Origin of the sequence: Desulfurivibrio nitratireducens (genome assembly GCF_044068515.1) — a bacterium.
In the GTDB taxonomy this organism is placed as follows: Bacteria; Desulfobacterota; Desulfobulbia; order Desulfobulbales; family Desulfurivibrionaceae; genus Desulfurivibrio.
Map to the genome: position 1 here is coordinate 42,956 of NZ_JBIPKI010000007.1, position 18,202 is coordinate 61,157.

At 58.9% G+C, this 18,202-nt stretch carries 15 protein-coding genes and 1 tRNA gene; 7 read left to right on the forward strand and 9 right to left on the reverse strand.

Annotated elements, in window-relative coordinates; translation table 11 throughout:
• Window positions 1–181 precede the first annotated feature (181 nt).
• The 6 genes from ACHHTY_RS04020 to zupT all read left to right on the forward strand — a co-directional run bounded on the left by ACHHTY_RS04020 (window position 182) and on the right by zupT (window position 4,225).
• On the forward strand, window positions 182–790 hold the full coding sequence (locus tag ACHHTY_RS04020; protein ID WP_395492778.1) for a CBS domain-containing protein: 609 nt from the start codon (window positions 182–184) through the stop codon (window positions 788–790).
• A gap of 2 nt (window positions 791–792) precedes the next feature.
• Window positions 793–1,575, forward strand: a complete 783-nt coding sequence (gene larE / locus ACHHTY_RS04025) for an ATP-dependent sacrificial sulfur transferase LarE (protein ID WP_395492779.1) — start codon at window positions 793–795, stop codon at window positions 1,573–1,575.
• Window positions 1,576–1,901: 326 nt separating this feature from the next.
• The gene (locus tag ACHHTY_RS04030) at window positions 1,902–2,174 is read left to right on the forward strand and encodes an HU family DNA-binding protein (RefSeq protein ID WP_395492780.1); all 273 of its coding nucleotides are present in this window, start codon (window positions 1,902–1,904) and stop codon (window positions 2,172–2,174) included.
• Window positions 2,175–2,391: 217 nt separating this feature from the next.
• Window positions 2,392–2,468, forward strand: a tRNA-Pro gene (locus tag ACHHTY_RS04035).
• A gap of 169 nt (window positions 2,469–2,637) precedes the next feature.
• Window positions 2,638–3,372 (forward strand): FKBP-type peptidyl-prolyl cis-trans isomerase, encoded by a 735-nt coding sequence (locus ACHHTY_RS04040; RefSeq protein ID WP_395492781.1) that lies wholly within the window; start codon window positions 2,638–2,640, stop codon window positions 3,370–3,372.
• Window positions 3,373–3,391: 19 nt separating this feature from the next.
• A complete protein-coding gene (gene zupT, locus ACHHTY_RS04045; protein ID WP_395492782.1) occupies window positions 3,392–4,225 on the forward strand; it encodes a zinc transporter ZupT in 834 nt (277 codons plus the stop codon).
• Window positions 4,226–4,448: 223 nt separating this feature from the next.
• Here zupT and ACHHTY_RS04050 read toward each other — a convergent pair whose 3' ends face one another.
• Both ACHHTY_RS04050 and ACHHTY_RS04055 read right to left on the reverse strand, forming a co-directional pair.
• A complete protein-coding gene (locus ACHHTY_RS04050; RefSeq protein WP_395492783.1) occupies window positions 4,449–4,967 on the reverse strand; it encodes a tetratricopeptide repeat protein in 519 nt (172 codons plus the stop codon).
• Window positions 4,968–5,067: 100 nt separating this feature from the next.
• Complete coding sequence (locus ACHHTY_RS04055) at window positions 5,068–6,807, reverse strand: phosphohexomutase domain-containing protein (RefSeq protein ID WP_395492784.1); 1,740 nt, start codon at window positions 6,805–6,807, stop codon at window positions 5,068–5,070.
• A 435-nt stretch (window positions 6,808–7,242) separates the two neighbouring features.
• On the opposite strand from ACHHTY_RS04055, the gene ppsA reads away from it, so the two are divergent.
• The gene (gene ppsA / locus ACHHTY_RS04060) at window positions 7,243–9,687 is read left to right on the forward strand and encodes a phosphoenolpyruvate synthase (protein ID WP_395492785.1); all 2,445 of its coding nucleotides are present in this window, start codon (window positions 7,243–7,245) and stop codon (window positions 9,685–9,687) included.
• A 206-nt stretch (window positions 9,688–9,893) separates the two neighbouring features.
• Here ppsA and ACHHTY_RS04065 read toward each other — a convergent pair whose 3' ends face one another.
• From ACHHTY_RS04065 to ACHHTY_RS04095, 7 genes are all read right to left on the reverse strand, one after another.
• Window positions 9,894–11,012, reverse strand: a complete 1,119-nt coding sequence (locus ACHHTY_RS04065) for a tetratricopeptide repeat protein (protein ID WP_395492786.1) — start codon at window positions 11,010–11,012, stop codon at window positions 9,894–9,896.
• A 173-nt stretch (window positions 11,013–11,185) separates the two neighbouring features.
• Complete coding sequence (locus ACHHTY_RS04070; protein ID WP_395492787.1) at window positions 11,186–12,478, reverse strand: protein TolB; 1,293 nt, start codon at window positions 12,476–12,478, stop codon at window positions 11,186–11,188.
• A 90-nt stretch (window positions 12,479–12,568) separates the two neighbouring features.
• A complete protein-coding gene (locus ACHHTY_RS04075) occupies window positions 12,569–13,495 on the reverse strand; it encodes a TonB C-terminal domain-containing protein (protein ID WP_395492788.1) in 927 nt (308 codons plus the stop codon).
• 65 nt (window positions 13,496–13,560) lie between these two features.
• On the reverse strand, window positions 13,561–13,986 hold the full coding sequence (gene tolR, locus ACHHTY_RS04080; RefSeq protein WP_395492789.1) for a protein TolR: 426 nt from the start codon (window positions 13,984–13,986) through the stop codon (window positions 13,561–13,563).
• A gap of 3 nt (window positions 13,987–13,989) precedes the next feature.
• The gene (gene tolQ, locus ACHHTY_RS04085; RefSeq protein ID WP_395492790.1) at window positions 13,990–14,712 is read right to left on the reverse strand and encodes a protein TolQ; all 723 of its coding nucleotides are present in this window, start codon (window positions 14,710–14,712) and stop codon (window positions 13,990–13,992) included.
• Between the two features lie 260 nt (window positions 14,713–14,972).
• Complete coding sequence (locus tag ACHHTY_RS04090) at window positions 14,973–16,640, reverse strand: two-component system sensor histidine kinase NtrB (protein ID WP_395492791.1); 1,668 nt, start codon at window positions 16,638–16,640, stop codon at window positions 14,973–14,975.
• Between the two features lie 5 nt (window positions 16,641–16,645).
• Window positions 16,646–18,034, reverse strand: coding sequence for a sigma-54-dependent transcriptional regulator (locus ACHHTY_RS04095; RefSeq protein ID WP_395492792.1), 1,389 nt, complete (start codon window positions 18,032–18,034; stop codon window positions 16,646–16,648).
• Window positions 18,035–18,202 lie beyond the last annotated feature (168 nt).

Here is an 18,202-nt window from a genome sequence, read left to right on the forward strand (position 1 = left end):
TCCCGCTGAATTTTTTATTCTAATGTAAAATTAAAGGGTTGAAAAGAGATTTCCGGGACTGAATACCCGGAGGAATGTTGACAGCCGTTTAGAAACTCTGTAAGTACCAAGATGCTACCAAGATGGCGATTTTACAATCATCGTCGCGGGTTTAATTTTTCTCCACTTGGGCGGTCAGATAATGAAAGTCAAACATTGCATGCAGGGTGCTCGCAAGAAGCTGGTGACCATTGGCCGCAACGCCCTTCTCCAAGAGGCCGGAACCATGATGAAACAACATGGAATCAGGCACCTGCCTGTGGTTGAGGATGACCAGATGGTCGGCTTCATCACCGAAAGCGATATCCGCCATTACGCCTTTCCCTCAATGGAGAGGGAGATATATGTCCATGAAGTGATGGTCCGCAACATCATCACCATTAATGTCAATGCCACCATCGAGAAGGCGGCCCGGCTGATTCATGACTACAAGATCGGCGGCCTGCCGGTGCTGGACAAAAAGAAGTTGGTGGGGATAATCACCGCCACCGATCTTCTTTCGGCTTTGATCTCGGTGATGGGGCTGCTCAAGGCTTCGACCCGGATAGATGTTCTGGTCGGCAAGCAGGGCGGGGTGGAGGATGTTACCCGGGTCATCAAGCAGCATGGCGGTGAGATCATCAGCGTTTCCACCGAGCAGCATTCTTCCCGCAAGAAGCTTTACGGATTCCGCTTGGAAAAATGTGACTTTGATGAAGTGATCGAGGCCCTGGAGGAGAGAGGTCATAAAGTGGTGGCGGTGGTTGACTGACCATGTCCCGGCACCGGGCGGCCTGGAAATACCGGAATCTGGTGGCCGAACTTGCCGCCGACCAGCGGGTGGCGGTTGCTTTTTCCGGCGGGGTTGACAGCTCCCTGCTGCTGGCCGCCGCCCTGGCCGCGCGTGGCGCTGGGGTTCTGGTGCTCCATGCCCGTTCGCCCCTGCAGGCGGCCGGCGAGTATGAACGGGCCATGGCGGTTGCCGCCGGCTTGCGTTGCCGGCCCGAGGTTGTAGACGTCGACCCTTATTCCTGGCCGGATTTCGTCGCCAATCCCCCTGAGCGTTGCTATCTCTGTAAAAAAAGGCTTTATTCCCTTTTCCGGGAAAAAGCCTGCGCCAGCGATTGCTCGGTGCTGCTGGACGGAACCAACGGGGATGACCTGAGACAAGACCGTCCCGGTTTGCGCGCCCTGCAGGAATTACAAGTGCGCACCCCCTTGGCCGATGCGGGGTTGACCAAGATTGAAATTCGCCGCCTGGCCCGGGAACAGGGCCTGGCCAACTGGGATAAACCCTCCGCCTCCTGTCTGGCCACCCGGATCATGGCCCAGCAGCCCATTACCCCGGCGAACATCGCCTTAGTAGGCCAAGGCGAAAGCCTGCTCCAGGAACTTGGCTTCACCGGCGCCCGTTTTCGTCATTACGGCGCCAGGTGCCTGATCGAGGTAGCCCGGGCCGACGAGGCATTATTGGCCCGGGATGCGATCTTGGCCCGGATACAGTCCTGCTGTCGCCGGTTGGGATTTGCCGGGATGGAATTGGGATGGCGGCCCTGAACGGCATGGCCTGACCTTTTGAGGATTCTCGGGGTGACGCCAAGGTTAGGAATTTTCCCTGGCGGCCCGCGTCTTAAGTGGTTTGATTGTTGAAGTTGTTATGCTGTCGTGGGGTGAGGGAACGACTTTGCCTTTTCAGGTGAAACCTTGATCGCCGATACTCCGTGGTGGTTTAACAGCCTTGGTTTTAGCGTTTTTTTTTTGTTTGACAGCGGGATCTTTTTTATTGACAATCAATTATCGTGTGATTAAAGCCTTGATGTGCCTGCGTATACGAGTTGGTAGGGGAGACCCGGTCAGAACGAAAAACCACTAAGGAGGAAGGAATGAACAAGAGTGAGTTGGTGGAACAGATGGCAAAGGCTGCCGGCATCAATAAGGCCTCTGCGGAGAAGGCCTTGGCCGGAGCGCTCGGCGCAATTACTAAAGCCATGAAAAAAGGCGACAAAGTTACCTTGGTTGGTTTCGGTACCTTTTCCGTGGCCAAGCGCGCTGCCCGTCAGGGCCGCAATCCCCAGACCGGCAAGCCGATCACCATCAAGGCCCGCAAGGTTGCCCGCTTCAAAGCCGGCAGCAAGCTCGCCGATGCCGTAAAGTAAGTTTCCCGGTTCCAGTCTGAAGAATGTAAGAGGGACGGTATCCGTCGGTGCCGGCCCTCTTTCCTTTCCCCCCATTTTCTTGCCGAGCAATCCTGTCAGCTTTTTTGCTTGCACAATCCGGTAAAGTCGAGCAATATGGGCGGCGCCTTGAGGGGCCGGTCGCCGGCTGTCCCGTTTGGGCGGAGATTATTGTAATTATGCGATTTTATGTTGGCGTCGGGACGTGGCTCAGCCTGGTAGAGCACATGCTTCGGGAGCATGGGGTCGGAGGTTCAAATCCTCTCGTCCCGACCATAATAAATCACATCTATCGGTCTGAAAAAGAGTTTCAACCTGCGGCTAAGCCGGTCTTGGCTGGCCGGGTTGTTAATTTGTTATGCTAGTGTTAACCAGGCCTTGTGTCCTGGTTTTTTTTGTTTAAATCCAGACCCTGCCAACAGGATCACCAACACTGGAGTAAGTTATGAGGAAAACATTTTGCAGATTATCCCTGGCCATGGTGCTGGCATTGACTTTTGTCCTGTCGGGCTGCGGCAATGGTCAGGCCGAAGGTAATGGAAAGGCCGAAGGTCGTCCCGAACTGAAAAGCGTCAAGGACAAGATCAGTTACAGTATCGGCTTGGATATCGGGTCGGGTTTTGTGGCCCAGGAGATGGACATCGATGCCGATCTGCTGGCTCTGGGCATCAAGCACGCGGTAAGTCAGGCCGAGCCGCTGCTGACTGAAGAGGAGATGAACGAGGCCATCATGGCCTTTCAGGATGAAATGATGAGCAGGCAAGAGGCCATGATGGACGCAGAACGGACGCAAAACCTGCAGGCCGGGCAACAGTTTCTGGCCGAGAATGCCGAGCGGGACGAGGTCGTGGCTCTGGCCAGCGGACTCCAGTATCGGGTATTGAGCAGTGGTGATGGCGCTACTCCGAGTGCCGACGACGTTGTTTCGGTGCATTACGAGGGACGCTTGATTGACGGCACCATTTTTGACAGTTCCCTGGAGCGGGGCGAGCCGGCCGTTTTTCCGGTGGCCGGGGTTATTCCCGGCTGGACCGAGGCCTTGCAGTTAATGCAGGTGGGAGACAAATGGGAAATTTTTCTCCCCGCCGACCTGGCCTATGGGGAACGGGGAGTACCCCCGGTAATCGGTCCCAACTCGGTGCTGATTTTTTCGGTCGAGCTTTTGGCGGTCAATCCCTAGATAGCGGGAAACTGATGCCATGGGTGGCTTCGAGTTCTCCGCCATTCTCTTCGCTTTTTCCCTGACCCTGCTGGCCGGGCTTTCCACCGCGATCGGTGGGGCCCTGGCCATGTTCATCCGGCCCCATAACACGGTGGGCCTGTCCCTGGGGCTGGGTTTTTCCGCCGGGGTCATGATCTATGTTTCCTTCGTGGAGCTGCTGCCGGAGGCCATGGCTTATTTCGCCCGGGACTATGGTGAGCAATGGGGATATGCCCTGGCCACCGGCGCTTTTTTCATCGGGATTGCCGCCACCGCCCTGATCGACCTGCTGGTGCCCAAGGATGTCAATCTCCACGAATTTAAAAAGGAATCGGAGTTCAGCGACCAGACGGAACTCCACGCCCATAAGGCCCGTTCCCTGAAGCGGACCGGGATGTTTACCGCCCTGGCGGTGGCGATTCATAATTTCCCCGAGGGCTTCGCCACCTTCAGCGTGGCTCTGCTGGATCCCGCTTTAGCCATCCCCATCGCCATTGCCATCGCCATTCACAATATCCCCGAAGGAGTAGCGGTAGCTCTGCCCATCTATCACGGCAGCGGTAGCCGTCAAAAGGGCTTTTGGTATTCCCTCCTTTCCGGCCTGACCGAACCCTTGGGGGCCGTGGCGGGCTTCATTATTCTGGCTCCTTTCCTGAACGAAGGCTCCCTGGGGCTGATCTTTGCCCTGGTTGCCGGGATCATGATTTATATCTCCTTTGATGAACTCTTCCCCTCGGCCCGGCTCTACGGTACCGCCCACACCCCGATTATCGGCCTGCTGGGCGGCATGTTGGTCATGGCTTTAAGCCTGGTTCTGTTCGAATTTTATTGAGAGGGCATTGCGGCTCGCCTGCTGGATCAGTTCCATCTTCACCGAAACCGCCGGGGCAGAAGCTTACCGGGACAGGCGGGCAGGCTGATCCGGGCCCAGAGGTTGTTGCAATCCCGGTCTTGACCGAAAGAAAAAGCGGCCCTGCTTGGCAAAGCCGCTCCAACAGCCGTCGGTGAATCTGGTCGGGTTGTCTGGCGGGGGACAGTCAGGCAAAGAGAGGACTTTACAGGAATTTACGGGCAAATTCGGCGGCCAGTTCAGGGACGAGGTTATCAAGGCGCTGGTGGATTTCGGCCAGTTCGTCTAGTTGGCCGCTGGCGGCGTAGGCAGCTCCCAGGGCGAACCAGGCCTCAGGGCTTCGAGGTTGCAACTCGGTGGCCTGCTTGAAGGCATCGATGGCCGCCTCCGGTTGGCTCAGGCGGCTGAGAACTTTCCCAAGATTGAGCCAGGCCGCGGCATATTGGGGCTTGAGGCGCAGGGCCTGGCGGTAGCTGGCCGCGGCCTGTTCCGCCATGTCCAGTTCAGCCTGGGCCAGACCCATGTTGAACCAGGCCCGGTAATCGTTGGGTAGAGATCTGGTCCAGCGGAAGGTATGCTTGAGCAACTCGGTCCATTCCTGACGGCCCTCGAATTCCGCCGCCTGGGCCGCCCAAGGTTTTCCCTGGTCAGAGTCACCGGCCTGCCCGCTGGGCGCCAGGGTAAAAAGCAGCAGTAAAACCAACAACCAGATTTTGCTTCGCATGTTCATCACTCCCGCCCGGTCAGCGCAAGGCCAGGTTCAGGCAACAGCTTGACCGTTCGCCATATTTAATCATTTTACCTTGGGTTCTCTCCTGGCCCGGTCAAAGCAGGCCGAGTTCCCGCAGGAGTTCGCCAGCGGTGGCCAGCAGTTCCTCTTTACCCGCCTCGGTTCGGGCCTCCACATAGAACCGCACTTTGGGCTCGGTACCCGAAGGGCGGATCATCAGCCAGCTGTCGTCGCCAAAGATCAGCTTGTGGCCATCGATGGTGATCACTTCCTTGATGGTTGCGGGGTGTTGTCCGACCGTCAAACTCGTTCCCGGCCGATAACGATCGAGCCCGGCCAGGGCCTTTTGCAGCTCGGCCCCTTGCTTGCTGACCTCCACTCCGCCCCGGCCCGGGTAGAATTCACCGAACCGGGTCCGGATCTCGGCCAGGTAGCCGGCCAGCCCTCCGGGCAGGGTAAGGAGCATGTCCAGAGCCAGCAGCAAACCTATATAAGCGTCCTTTTCCGGCGTGTGGCCGATAATCGAGATTCCGTCCGATTCCTCGAACATTACCAGGGCCTTGCCGATAACCGGCTTGAATTCCTTGAAGCCCACCCGGGGCTCAAAAACCTCCTCGCCCAGGGCCCGGGCGATGCTGTTGGCAAAGTTGCTGGTGGCGACGGTTTTGGCCACTGGCCCTCTTTTGTTCTTGTAAACATGAAGGTAATGATAGCACATGGCCCCGAACATGTTCATGTCGAACTCCGTGGTGCCGTCGGTGAAACGAATCCGATCGCCGTCGGGGTCGATAATAGCGCCCAGCTTCAGGGGTTCCGGTCTTTGCTGGAGAGCGGCCTTGACCGCTGCCAGGTTGGCCGAGGAGGGTTCCGGGGCGACCCCGTCGAAGGTGGGATCGGCTTCGGCCCGGAAAAGCAGGCGATGGCGGGCCGGAACCCCGGTCAGCAGGTCATCGAGATGCACCCGGGCGGCCCCGTGGACGCAGTCGAGGGCCAGAACATAGTCATCGCGGCGGCCCAGTTCGGCCATGATCGCGTCATAATCGAGACCGTGTTTGCTGCGGTTGTTCCGCACCAGTTGCCGCCAGCAGGTCAGGGAGTCCAGCGGGCCGACCAGTTCTGGCCGGGGTTTCCCGGCCGGGATTTCCGCGGCGGCGATGATTCGGGCCGCCTCCGAAGTGATGCGGTTGGTGATGATCGCCGCCGCCGGACCCGCATCGGCGGCATTATACTTGAATCCGCCATATTCCAAGGGGTTGTGGCTGGGAGTGAGATTGATGGAAAAGGCTGCTCCGGTAACCAGCACCGCGGCGGAAATGACCCCGGTGGTGGTTTCGCCGGCCAAACGAACCGTAAAACCCCGACTGCCGAGGAGCTCGGCGACGCCCTCGGCCAGCAGGCTGCCGCCAAAGCGATTGTCATACCCCAGGACAACCCCCCTTTGCCTGGCCTCGGCAGCGTTGGCAACCCCCAGGGCCGCCGCCAGATCCGGTTCGGCGGCCGCCTGCTCGTAGATATTGATGATCGCCTGGGTTACCTGCCGCACGGAAAGGAGGTGAAAATCCTTCCCTAAGATGCCGCGCCAGCCGGAGGTGCCGAACTTAACCGGCGCAACCGGGGGGTTCCGGTTGGTTATGATTTCCTCGCGGAGCAAGTCGTAGGTCCGGGCAATGGCCGCCTGCCACTCCTCCTTTTGGCCAGGGCCGGCGGCCTGGCGCCGCTGGCTCAGCAGTTGGCGCAACAGGGCGAAGTAGTCGCTGGCGCGATGATTGCCGGGAATGACGTATTGCTGAAAAAGCTGGTCGATCAGGCTGGCGGCAGCAGTGGTTTGTTTCATGAGGGCTCACGGTGGTTGCTTTTGGCTGGGATCGGGCTTATCATTGATTCTAGCCCTGATTTTCCGGAAATTCCAGTGCCGATATATTTTTTTGCCGGGCCAGTATTTACGTAAACAGCCCGACTGCGGATAAAATATTGTTCGACCGGTAAAAAACAACAATCTCCACCGCCTGGCAGGAGGGCTGAAGCCGGTGACCGATCAGGTCCGCTGCCGGCCGTTGAGCAAGGCCAATCCGCACCGCGGGGAGCTTACTATTCGGTTGACCCCATGGCCAAGATTAGCTATAAACCGGTGGTGACTAAATTAGTTGGGCACCGCCCCCCGATCGCTCCGGATTTATGGCCGTAAATCAATGCGGCAGTCGTAAATTATATTCCCTGTAATTGCCTGAAGTTTAATACGATAAAACCAATTTAGACGGGAGAGTAAACGATGGGAAAACATGACCAGGCCCTTATTCTGTGGTTCGACGACATCCTGATCGATGACGTGCCGCTGGTCGGCGGCAAGAACGCCTCGCTGGGGGAAATGCACCAGAAATTGATGTCCCAGGGAGTGAGTGTTCCCAACGGTTTTGCCATCACCGCCTACGCCTACCGCTACCTGCTGGAAGAAGCGGGGATTGAACAGGGAATCCGCGATGCCCTGGCCGGGTTGGATACCCACGATCTGCGCAACCTCCAGGAGCGGGGCAAGAAGGCCCGGGACATCGTCCGCACCGCCGAATTTCCCAAACCGCTCTACGACGCCATTATTGAATCCTATCGCAAGATGGAGCAGGATTACGGCCCCAACTGCGCGGTAGCGGTTCGTTCATCGGCCACCGCCGAGGATCTGCCCGACGCCTCCTTTGCCGGCCAGCAGGAAACCTTCCTCAATATCAGCGGCCCCGAAGCCCTGATCGCGGCCTGCAAAAAATGCTTCGCCTCCCTCTTCACTGATCGGGCCATTTCCTATCGCCACGACAAAGGCTTCGGCCAGTTTGACGTCTACCTCTCCATCGTGGTCCAAAAAATGGTGCGCAGCGATTCCGCCTCCTCCGGAGTAATCTTTTCCATCGACACCGAAAGCGGCTTCCAGGACGCGGTTTTCCTCACCGGAGCCTGGGGTCTGGGGGAAAACGTGGTCCAGGGGGCGGTCAACCCCGACGAGTTCTACGTTTTCAAGCCCACCCTCAAGCAGGGCAAGCGGCCCATAGTCGGTAAGCGGCTGGGCAGCAAGGAAATAAAGATGATCTACAATACCGATTCCGGTGCCGAGGAATCGGTCAAGAATATCGAAACCACCCCCGCGGAGAGGGGCCGGTACGTCCTCAGCGACGACGAAATTCTGACCCTGGCCCGCTGGTCCTGCATCATCGAGGATCATTACGGCAAGGCCATGGATATCGAATGGGCCAAGGACGGTGACGGCAAAGAGGTGGGGACCGGCGAGCTTTTCATCGTCCAGGCTCGGCCGGAGACCGTCCATTCCCAGACCAACAAAAAGGAAATCGAAACCTACGTCATGAAGGAGCAGGGCAAGGTCCTGGCTTCCGGACAGGCGGTGGGGGCCAAGATCGGTCAGGGCAAGGCCAACGTCATCTTCAACGTGGCCGATATTCACGACTTCAAGAAGGGAGAGGTCCTGGTCACCGACATGACCGATCCCGACTGGGAGCCGATCATGAAGATCGCCGCCGCCATCGTCACCAATCGCGGCGGTCGCACCTGTCATGCCGCCATCATTTCCCGGGAGTTGGGGATTCCCTGTGTCATCGGCACCGGCAACGGCAGCAAGCTGATTCCCAACGGCGGGGAGGTCACCGTTTCCTGTGCCGAGGGCGAAACCGGCAACATCTATGACGGCCTGCTCAAGTACGAGGTGGAGCGGCTCGATCTCGACTCGGTTCCCCAGACCCGGACCAAGATCATGATGAACGTCGGTATTCCCGAAAAAGCCTTTTCGGAAGGGCAGATCCCCAACGACGGGGTGGGCCTGGCCCGCGAGGAATTCATTATCAACTCCCATATCGGGATCCATCCCCTGGCCCTCTATTATTTCGATGATCTCAAGGCCAAGGCTGCCGGTGACGAAAAGGTGGCGGCCATCGTCAAGGAAATCGAGAACCGGACCACCGCCTATCCCGATGACAAGAAGCAATTCTTCATTGACAAGTTGGCCGAAGGGGTGGGCCGGATCGGGGCCGGTTTCTATCCCCGGGATGTAATCGTTCGTCTCTCCGACTTCAAGAGCAATGAATACGCCAACCTGGTGGGGGGAAAGCTTTATGAGCCGGTGGAAGCCAATCCGATGATCGGCTGGCGCGGGGCCTCCCGTTACTATGATCCCAAGTACAAGCCCGCTTTTGAGCTGGAATGCAAGGCCCTGCTCAAGGCCCGCAACGACATGGGGCTGACCAACATCAAGCTGATGGTGCCTTTCTGCCGGACCGCGGAAGAAGGCCGCAAGGTTATCGAGGTGCTGCGCGAATTCGGCCTGGTCCAGGGAGAAAACGGCCTGGAGGTTTACGTGATGTGCGAGATTCCCTCCAACGTCATCGCCGCCGATGCCTTCGCCGATGTCTTTGACGGTTTCTCCATCGGCTCCAATGACCTGACCCAGCTTACCCTCGGCCTGGACCGGGATTCCGACCTGGTGGCCCATATCTATGACGAACGCGACGAGGCGGTCAAGACGATGATCAAGATGGTGATAGATACCGCCAAGCGGCGGGGGCGCAAGATCGGCATCTGTGGTCAGGCTCCCAGCGACTTCCCCGAGTTTGCCACCTTCCTGGTGGAATGCGGGATCGATTCGATGAGCCTGATCTCCGACACCGCTATCAAAACCCGGCTGGCGGTGGCGGAAAAGGAAAAGGAGCTGGGGATCAAATGATCAAGCCCGGGGGCGACTCACAGTCCGCTAAGCGGTAGGCTCCGAATTCGGGGCTGTGACGTGCGGGCCCCCTGAGCAATTCAGCGTTGTCGAGACCAGCTAAGCGAACAATAAAAAGCCAATGGGGGGAGATAATCCCTCCCCACCATTGGCAGACCAACAAAAGGGCGATCGGGAGGTAACTTCCGGTCGCCCTTTTGTTGTTTTCAGCGGATTTTGCCCAGCAGTTCCTTGGCTTGCCTTGCCTGCTCGCTGGCTGGGAATTCCCCGATCAACCGCTCATAGACGATGGCGGCGGTGGATGGTTCGCGTAACTTTTCGAAGGCCATCCCCTGGCGCAGCAGGGCTGAGGGCACCCGGGCATGGCCGACAAAATCAGCGATTACTTTCTGGTATTCCAGAATGGCCAACTCATATTCCTCCTGCCTATACAGGCTTTCACCCAGCAGATAACGGGCATCGGCGGCCATATCGCCTCGGGGTGCTTCCTCGAGATAGTTGGCGAAGGCCAGGTAGGCATCTTGGTGATTGTTCCGCTCCAGGTGTTCCAGGCCCTGCCGGTAGTGTTCCGCTCCCGGCCCTTCCGCTGGTGGCGCGGCGGCTCGGGGAGCCGCTGCAGGGGCAGCAGGCGCCGGGGTTGCAGCCCGGACAGCCGGCGTTTCAGGAGCTGCGTCCGGAGTGCTGGTCCGACCGCCCTCGACCTTCTGCTTGAACTGCTCGGGCAGAATCTCCTTGGGCCCGCTCCGGGCCATGGTTTCCCTGGTCTGACGTTCCGCTTCCCGCTGAGCCCGCGCTTCCGCTTCCCGTCGGGCCTGTTCCGCCGCCCGGGCCGCGGCTTCGGCCGCCGCCGCCCGCTCCGCCGCCTCTCTGGCTCTCTGCTCCTGGAGGGCCTGCAACTGCCGCTTGCTCTGCTCCTGTTGGGCCTCCATGTCAGCCAGGGAAGCGGCCAGCCGGCGGTCCAGTTCCTTGAGGTTGGCGGTGATTTCCTGCAGGGTGATATCGATGTTGTCCAGCCGCATGCTCATCGCCTGCTGGCTGCTATTCTGCTGCTCCTGGATCCGGCGGCGCTGATGTTCGGCCTCGTCCATCCGGCCCTCCTGCTGGAGCAGCCGGTTACTGAGGGTTTCCAGTTCACTGCCCAGCCTGGCCTGGGAGGTGGCCTGGCCGCGGACGGCTTCGCTCAAGCGTTCGAGTTCGGTTGTCCGGCTGTCCAGGGTGCGGGTGCGCTGGTCGAGGATCCTGACATCCTGTTCCGAAGCCACGCATTGAACCAGAAAAGGGGACAGGCCAAGCAGCAGGGCATAGCTGATCATACTTTTTTTCATCGAGATAAACCTCCGGTTCACAGATTTTTGGCAAAATGGTCAGTTCCGGAAAAAACCGCTGGGCCAGGCGGTCGGTTGGGGAACAGGTTGTTTTCGGAGCTCCTTTGGCCTGCAACTATGGTCGATCATGTCATCCCCGGAGATCCGGACGGGGAGTTTGCTCTCCTGCTGCCTTACCAATCCTGGCGGGGCGACCATTGGGGCATAAAATGATTGCCCGGTTCATTGGCAAACAGCACCCGCAGGCCGGTGCCGTTAAGGAAGATGGCGCAGATTTCCTCACGGTTGTTACGATTGCGGGAAAACACCAGCTGGCGGCCATCCGGAGACCAGCTCGGGGATTCATGGTGGCCCCAGCCGCGGGTTACCTGGGTCGGAGCGCCACCATCGGGACTGATGAGGAAAATGTGCAGGGCTCCTTCCACCCGTCCGGTGTAAGCAATCCATTTGCCGTCGGGGGACCAGCTCGGGGTGGTATTATCATTGCCCTGAAAGGTCAGGCGGTTTACCGCCATGGTCCGCATATCCATGATATAAATCTGGGGGGTCCCACTGCGGTCGGAGACAAAGGCCAGGCGCCGGCCGTCCGGGGAAAAGCTGGGGGAGACATTGACCCCTTCGCCATGAGTAAGGCGGCGGATTATGCGGCCGTCATTCTCAGCCAGGTACAGGTCGGGATTGCCGTCACGGCTCAGGGTCAGGACCATCCGCTCCCCGTCCGGCGGCCACGATGGGGTTATGTTGAGGCCGACCCAGCGGGAAATGGGCCGGGTCGATTTTAATTCACGAATGTTGGTCTGGTATAGATTGGCGTTGCCCCGGTGGTGCGAGGTGTAGGTCAGGTGATTGCCGTCCCTGGTAAAACGAGGAGCCACCGTCAGAAACTGGTGGTGGGTAACCTGGCGGATATTGTCGCCCAGGATATCGGCCAGGTATACTTCCTGGTGGCCGCTGGCGTCGGAAACAAAGGCGATCCTGCTCTGGCTGACCCCTTTCTCCCCGGTCAGCACTTCCACAACTTCATCGCAAAAGCGCAGCAGCATTTGGCGGACCATTTGCCGGGGGGCCTGGTAACGGCGACCATGAATCATCCGGCCGGCGGCAATATCCTGCAGCCGCAGTTCAAGGTTGAAGTTACCCCCTTCTTCGCTGTAGCGGCCCAGGATGACAAACTCGGCCCCCTGCCGGGTCCAGTTGACGTCCTGGCGCTCGCCGTAAAGTTTAGGATCGATAAGCTCGACAAAGCCGTGGAATTCCAGGGCCCGGCCCAGGATATCCGCCATTCTCCGGCCATCAACCGAAGGGGGCGCCTCCGCCCGATTCTGGTCCACCAGGGGCGGCACCGCCATGGGAATCTTGCGTAATTCCGGCGAGGTAATATCCAGGTAAATCCTGGCGGCGGCCTCATTGGCAGGGTAAAAACAGAGGAGCAAAGGCAGCAGCAACAGAATGTATTTCGTTTTCATGATCACGGATAACCCATTACTTTGATCTGTTTTAACTAACAGTAGAAGAATTTCAGCTCGTTGAGCACCGGCCTGCGGCGCGGGCGCCAGTTAAAAAACCTCCCCGGGCCGGAAGCGCAGGCCGATTTCCATTTCGTTTTGCCGCAGGGCCGCAGGAAAGGGCGGCATGGGAGCGGCATCCTGAATGGTTTTCTGAACAATTTGGTTAAAATACATGTTTTCCGCCCGCATTTCAAACTCCGAGTCGCGGAGGCTGCCGTCGCGGCGGACGGTGATAACGATCACTGCCAACAGGTCCTTGTCCCAGGTGGGCAAGTTGGGTAGTGACCAGTGCGCCTGGATATGGCTGGTTAGCCTGATCAGATATTCCCGGGTGGCGGCATCCACCGCGGCATCGCCGCCGCGGGTACCGGCGGCGGCGGGGGCCGGGGCGGTTGTTGCCGGCGGCTGGCTGGCCCGGGGAGCGGGTGCCTGGGCCTGGATGGCGGCGATTCTGGCATCAAGAGCCTGTTGCCGGGCTAGTTCCGCTTCCCGCTCCGCGTCCCGGGCCCGAGCCTCCAGGCGAAAAGATTCCCGCAGTTGCTGGAGGCGCTGTTCGTCCTGACTGGTGCGAGCCGGTCGGGTGGACAAAGGAGGGGAGGGGGCAGCGGGAGCCGGGCGGGTTACCGCCACCTTGGCCGGTTCGCTGGGAGCTATGGTTCGCGGATCGGCCGGTGGGGCCGGGGCGGCGGGAACTGGTACCGGCGGGGTTGCCGCCGCTGGGATGGGGGCGGGTGATTGAGGGGGCGGCGGGCTTTCAGGCTGCGGGGCCGGCGTCGGTTGCTGGGGAGCCGGAGTGGCCGGGGCCAATTCAGCGACATTCAACAGGCTGACCGTCTGGATATCCAGCGGCGGCCGCTGCCGCTGAAAAAAACTCAGACTGGGCGCAAGCAGGGCCGGCAACAGGACCAATAGATGAATTCCTATAGCCAGGGCCAGGGGGGTTCTCCATGGCTGTTGCGGCCCGACTGTGTTCAATGTCTGCTTCACCTGGATTATGATTATACTTATGCCGGTTTCCCGGCTTTTACCGTGCTGGCTGGTCAGCGCGAGGGAGGCTGGGTAATCATCCCCAACTGGTCGAAACCGGCTTCCTTGATGTCGGCCATGATTGCCACCACCAGGCCGTAAGGTACTTCCCGGTCGGCCCGGAGCAACACGGTCTGGTCGGTGCCGCGCCGCTGAGCCAGGGCGGCAAGTTGTTGACGCAAGAGCACCTGGGTGCCCTTGATATCATCGAAATAAATTTCACCATCCTTGTCGATGGTAATCATCACCGGGGTTTCCGCCTGCCGCAAGGGGCGGGAGGTTGTTTCGGGCAGGTCCACGTCAACTCCCTGGGTCATCATGGGCGCGGCGATCATGAAGATGATCAGCAGCACCAGCATTACGTCCACCAGCGGGGTGACGTTGATGTCGGAAACCAGCCGGCGAGAGCCCCTGCCGGCGGGAGGGATGTCAAAGGCCATCGTTCAGCTCCTGGCTGCCTCGGTTGCGGTCTGGGCCGTCACAGTGCGGCGGCTGAGAAAGTCCCTTTCGATAAGATTGATAAAATCGGTGGCAAAGGCCTGGGAACGGCTTTCAATATCGGCCAGTTGATTGGTGTAGTAATTGTAAAAAACCACCGCCGGGATCGCCACGGCCAGTCCGGCGGCGGTTACCACCAGGGCTTCGGATACCCCGGGAGCGACCACGGCCAGGGAGGCTGAGCCCCGTACCCCGATGTCGTGAAAGGAAGTCATGATGCCCCAGACCGTGCCGAACAAACCGATAAAGGGGCTGGCGCTGCCGGTTGAGGCCAGAAAGGGCAGGGAACTGCCCAGGCGGGACATTTCGCTGGCCATGCTCTTGTTGGCGACCCTTTTCAGGGGCTCCATTCCCGCCAGGCGGTTCTCCAGCCTCAATTCCCCGCCCTGGGATTTATTGAGTTTCTGCAGTTCCTGGTAGGCGGCCCGGAAAATCGCGGCCTCCGGTGTTTCTTCACTCTGCTTGGCGGTCTTGTAAGCTTCGGCCAGATCCTTGCATTTCCAGAATCTTTCCACGAATTCATTCGAGTCGCGCCTGACCTTGCGGTAGAGAAATTCCTTCTGGAAGACAATGAACCAGGAATAGAGGGACATAACCAGCAGCAACAGGATAACGCCTTTGATCGTCATCCCGGCTTCCATAAACATGGCAAAAACGTTCAGTTCCACGGTGCTGAAATCCTTATAGATATGGCATGAGGGGGACCGATATGGTTCACGGGATCGGCCTGTTTGGGGCGGAATCGGACAACTTCGGCGATAATACCTTTTTTTTCGTTAAAGCGCAATGCGCCGCCCTGTTCATGGACAACCCGCCGGCCGGGCTTGTTCCGCCAACCCGCCAGGATTTGGCGGAGGGAGGCCAGCTAAAAAAATTTTAACTTAATTTAATAGTCAGGATGATGTAGGGAGCTTGATCATAAAAAAAGTCAGGCGGGGTCCGGCAGGTGGACGGTGAAGGTGGTGCCCTGGTCAGCCATGCTGTGAACCGTGATTTGGCCGCCGTGAGCGGTGATGATTTGATGGGCGATGGCCAGGCCCAGGCCGGTGCCTTCCTGGCGGGTGGTGAAGTAAGGGTTGAATATTTTTGCCTGCACCTGCGGAGTCATGCCCTTGCCGCTGTCGCGGATCCTGATGCTGATGCCGGCCCGACCCTGATGAATTTCTCTGCGGGCGCTGCTTTCAATTGTCCCCCCGGCGGGCATGGCCTGGCAGGCATTGCTGAGCAGATTTATCAGCACTTGCCGCAGCTGTTCGCGATCCGCCCAAACCTTGATATTGGCCGGCACGGAACAAGTCAGGTGATGGTCGGCGGCGCAGGTCGGGGTTTGGCTCAGCAGGGCGCCGCTTTCCTTGCAGAGTTCTTTAAGATTGATCCAATCCTGATGGGGCGTGGCCGGCCGCGAAAAAAGCAGAAAATTCCTGATGGCCGCTTCCAGGCGGTCGCATTCCCGGGTAATTATGGCCAGCAGATTGGCCTGGTCGGAATGCCCTTGCAGTCGGCGGGCCAGCAGCTGGGCCGAACCGGAGATGGCGGCCAGGGGATTGCGGAATTCGTGGGCTATGCCCGCGGCCATTTCCCCCACCGCGGCCATTTTCTCACTCTGGCGGATTCTGGCCTCCATTTCCCGGATCCGGCTCAGATCGCGGAGGGATAGAATGTAGTTTTTCTCTTCATGATTGGTGCCGTGCAAACGGCTCCAGGAGTAGCCCAGCGGAATTTTATCTCCGTTTTTACGGGTTATCTCGCCCTCCGCCCGGGTTGTTGCTTCCAGGTTGCCGTAGGATTTGATTTCGGGGAAAATCTCATTTACCGGCCGTCCTAAGGCCTCTTCAGCCCGGTAGCCGCTGACTCTTTCCGCTGCCCGGTTGAACGAGGTGATCATCCGGTCCTCGTTGACGGTGGCAATCCCGCTGGCGATATCGTCGAAAATCTGTTTGTAGAGAATGTTCAGCTGGTCAAAGCTGGAGGTGGTGCGGGAAAGAGCCGCCTCGGTACGGTAAAGGCGGTGGGCCAGGGCCGCTCCCAGGCCGGCGACGAAGAAAAAAGAAAGGCCGTTGATGGCAAAGAGGTTCAATAGCCTTTCCAGACTGGCGGCCGGCCTGGGGCCCATGGTCAGCAGGTTGAAGTCGAACTGAATATACTCAAGCAGCAGCAGGCCGCCGAAGGCCATGGTGCAAAGGGCCGCCATCAGCAGGGCGCCGCGATGGAAGAGCATGAAGCTGCCGGCGATGATCGGCAGAAAGTAAACCACGGTAAAAAGTGACTGGCTGGTGCCGCTGAAAAAAACCAGGCAGGAGATCAGCAGGATGTCAAAAGCGATTTGCAGCGAGGCGAATCGGCGAATATTATCGATTCGGCCGAGCAGGGCGGCGGAAATGATGGTGAAGAGATAGACTGCGGCGATGAAGAGCAGCGGGTAGAGGAATTTGTCGGTGGTCAGGCGGTGGCCCTTGGCCTCGAGGACGGCGGTGATTCCCAGGATCAGGGTCAGAAAGATTACCCGCAGCAGAAAAGACCAGGCCAGTTGCCGTTTGAGGCGCGAGTCGGCATCGCTTCCCGGCGGATGGTGATCTTGGCGCAGCAAGGCAAGCATGGAGCTCAGTCCCCGATACCGTATTTCTTGATCTTGTAGCGCAGGGAACGAAAGCTGGTCTTGAGCAGATCGGCGGCCCTGGTCTTGGAGTGGCCCGCCTTCTCCAGGGCGCTGACAATCAGCTCTCGCTCCAGGTCGGCCAGGGCCGGCTCCAGCCCGCGGCTGAACACATCGTCGGCGATGGTTTCAAGCCCGGCCCCTTGAGAAGAGTCAACCTGCTCCCGGTTGCGGCGATGGCCGGAGAGGGTCAGGCTTTCCGGCAGGATTATCTGGGAGTTTTCCATGGCCACTCCGCGCTCGATGATGTTTTCCAGCTCGCGCACGTTGCCGGGAAAGTCATAATTCATCAGCACTTCCATGGCATAGGATGATATCCGTCGGATATCCTTGCGGAAAAGCCGGGCGTATTTGGCGAGAAAATGGTCCACCAGAAGGGGCACGTCGCCCTTGCGTTCCCGCAGGGGCGGAACCCGGATCGGAACCACCGCCAGGCGATAAAAAAGATCCTCCCGAAAGCGGCCGGCAATGACTTCCTGTTCCAGATCCTTGTTGGTGGCGGAAATTACCCGGATATTGATGCGGATGCTCTCCGTTGATCCCACCCGCTTGATCTCACGCTCCTGGAGGACCCGTAGCAGCTTGGTTTGGATCAGCGGGCTCAGTTCGCCGATTTCATCAAGGAAAGCGGTGCCGTGATTGGCCTGCTCGAAAAGGCCGGCCCGGTTGGCCGCGGCCCCGGTGAAGGCCCCCTTGGTGTGGCCGAAAACTTCGCTTTCAAACAGGCTTTCGGGGATGGCGCTGCAGACGATGGGAACGAATTCATGTTCGGCGGCTGCGCTCAGCCGGTGAATGGCCCGGGCCACCAGTTCCTTGCCGGTGCCCGATTCTCCGTGGATCAGGATATTGGCCTGGGTGGCCGCTACCCGCTGGATGATATCGTAGATCTTGAGCATTTCGGCGCTGCCGCCGATGATGCCTTCGAACTCTTTGGTCCGGGCCGGGATACCTGCCGTTGCCGGAGTCGCTTCCGCCGGGCGGCTGTTCAGGGCGGCCTCGACGATATCCTTAATTTCTTCGACCTTGAAAGGCTTGGTAATATAGTCGAAAGCCCCGCTTTTCATGGCGGTGACCGCGTCATCCGGAGAGGCATAGGCGGTGACCAGGACCACCGGCAAAGTAGGCTTGATTTCCTTGACTCGGGCCAACAGGGCCAGGCCGTCAGGTGGCGGCATCCTGATATCGGAGATCAGCAGGTCGAATTCCTCCCCCTGCAAAAACTCCAGGGCTTGCGCACCGTTGCCGGCGCACTCCACTGCGAATCCCTCATCTTCCAGCAAAATCTTGAGGAATTCACGCATGCTGAGTTCGTCGTCGACCACCAGAATTTTGCTCATGGCGGCGATTATAACGCAGTGAGGTCAAACTGGGAACAGGAAAGGGACTCAAGGTTATGGCTGGGACCGGAAGGGCAGGACAAGTTGGAAACCCGCAAAATTTTCTTAAGGCGTCCGTCAGCCGAGGCGGGCGAAATTTGTGACAAAAAAAGGGACGCGCCCTGATTC

Bases quoted from the DNA above. Each gene is read 5' to 3' on its own strand.
- ppsA (WP_395492785.1), top strand. From the start codon at position 7,243: ATGGGAAAACATGACCAGGCCCTTATTCTGTGGTTCGACGACATCCTG.
- ACHHTY_RS04055 (WP_395492784.1), bottom strand. From the start codon at position 6,807: ATGAAACAAACCACTGCTGCCGCCAGCCTGATCGACCAGCTTTTTCAG.
- ACHHTY_RS04090 (WP_395492791.1), bottom strand. From the start codon at position 16,640: ATGCTTGCCTTGCTGCGCCAAGATCACCATCCGCCGGGAAGCGATGCC.
- ACHHTY_RS04020 (WP_395492778.1), top strand. From the start codon at position 182: ATGAAAGTCAAACATTGCATGCAGGGTGCTCGCAAGAAGCTGGTGACC.
- ACHHTY_RS04030 (WP_395492780.1), top strand. From the start codon at position 1,902: ATGAACAAGAGTGAGTTGGTGGAACAGATGGCAAAGGCTGCCGGCATC.
- ACHHTY_RS04050 (WP_395492783.1), bottom strand. From the start codon at position 4,967: ATGCGAAGCAAAATCTGGTTGTTGGTTTTACTGCTGCTTTTTACCCTG.
- ACHHTY_RS04095 (WP_395492792.1), bottom strand. From the start codon at position 18,034: ATGAGCAAAATTCTGGTGGTCGACGACGAACTCAGCATGCGTGAATTC.
- tolR (WP_395492789.1), bottom strand. From the start codon at position 13,986: ATGGCCTTTGACATCCCTCCCGCCGGCAGGGGCTCTCGCCGGCTGGTT.
- ACHHTY_RS04065 (WP_395492786.1), bottom strand. From the start codon at position 11,012: ATGAAAAAAAGTATGATCAGCTATGCCCTGCTGCTTGGCCTGTCCCCT.
- ACHHTY_RS04070 (WP_395492787.1), bottom strand. From the start codon at position 12,478: ATGAAAACGAAATACATTCTGTTGCTGCTGCCTTTGCTCCTCTGTTTT.
- zupT (WP_395492782.1), top strand. From the start codon at position 3,392: ATGGGTGGCTTCGAGTTCTCCGCCATTCTCTTCGCTTTTTCCCTGACC.
- ACHHTY_RS04040 (WP_395492781.1), top strand. From the start codon at position 2,638: ATGAGGAAAACATTTTGCAGATTATCCCTGGCCATGGTGCTGGCATTG.
- larE (WP_395492779.1), top strand. From the start codon at position 793: ATGTCCCGGCACCGGGCGGCCTGGAAATACCGGAATCTGGTGGCCGAA.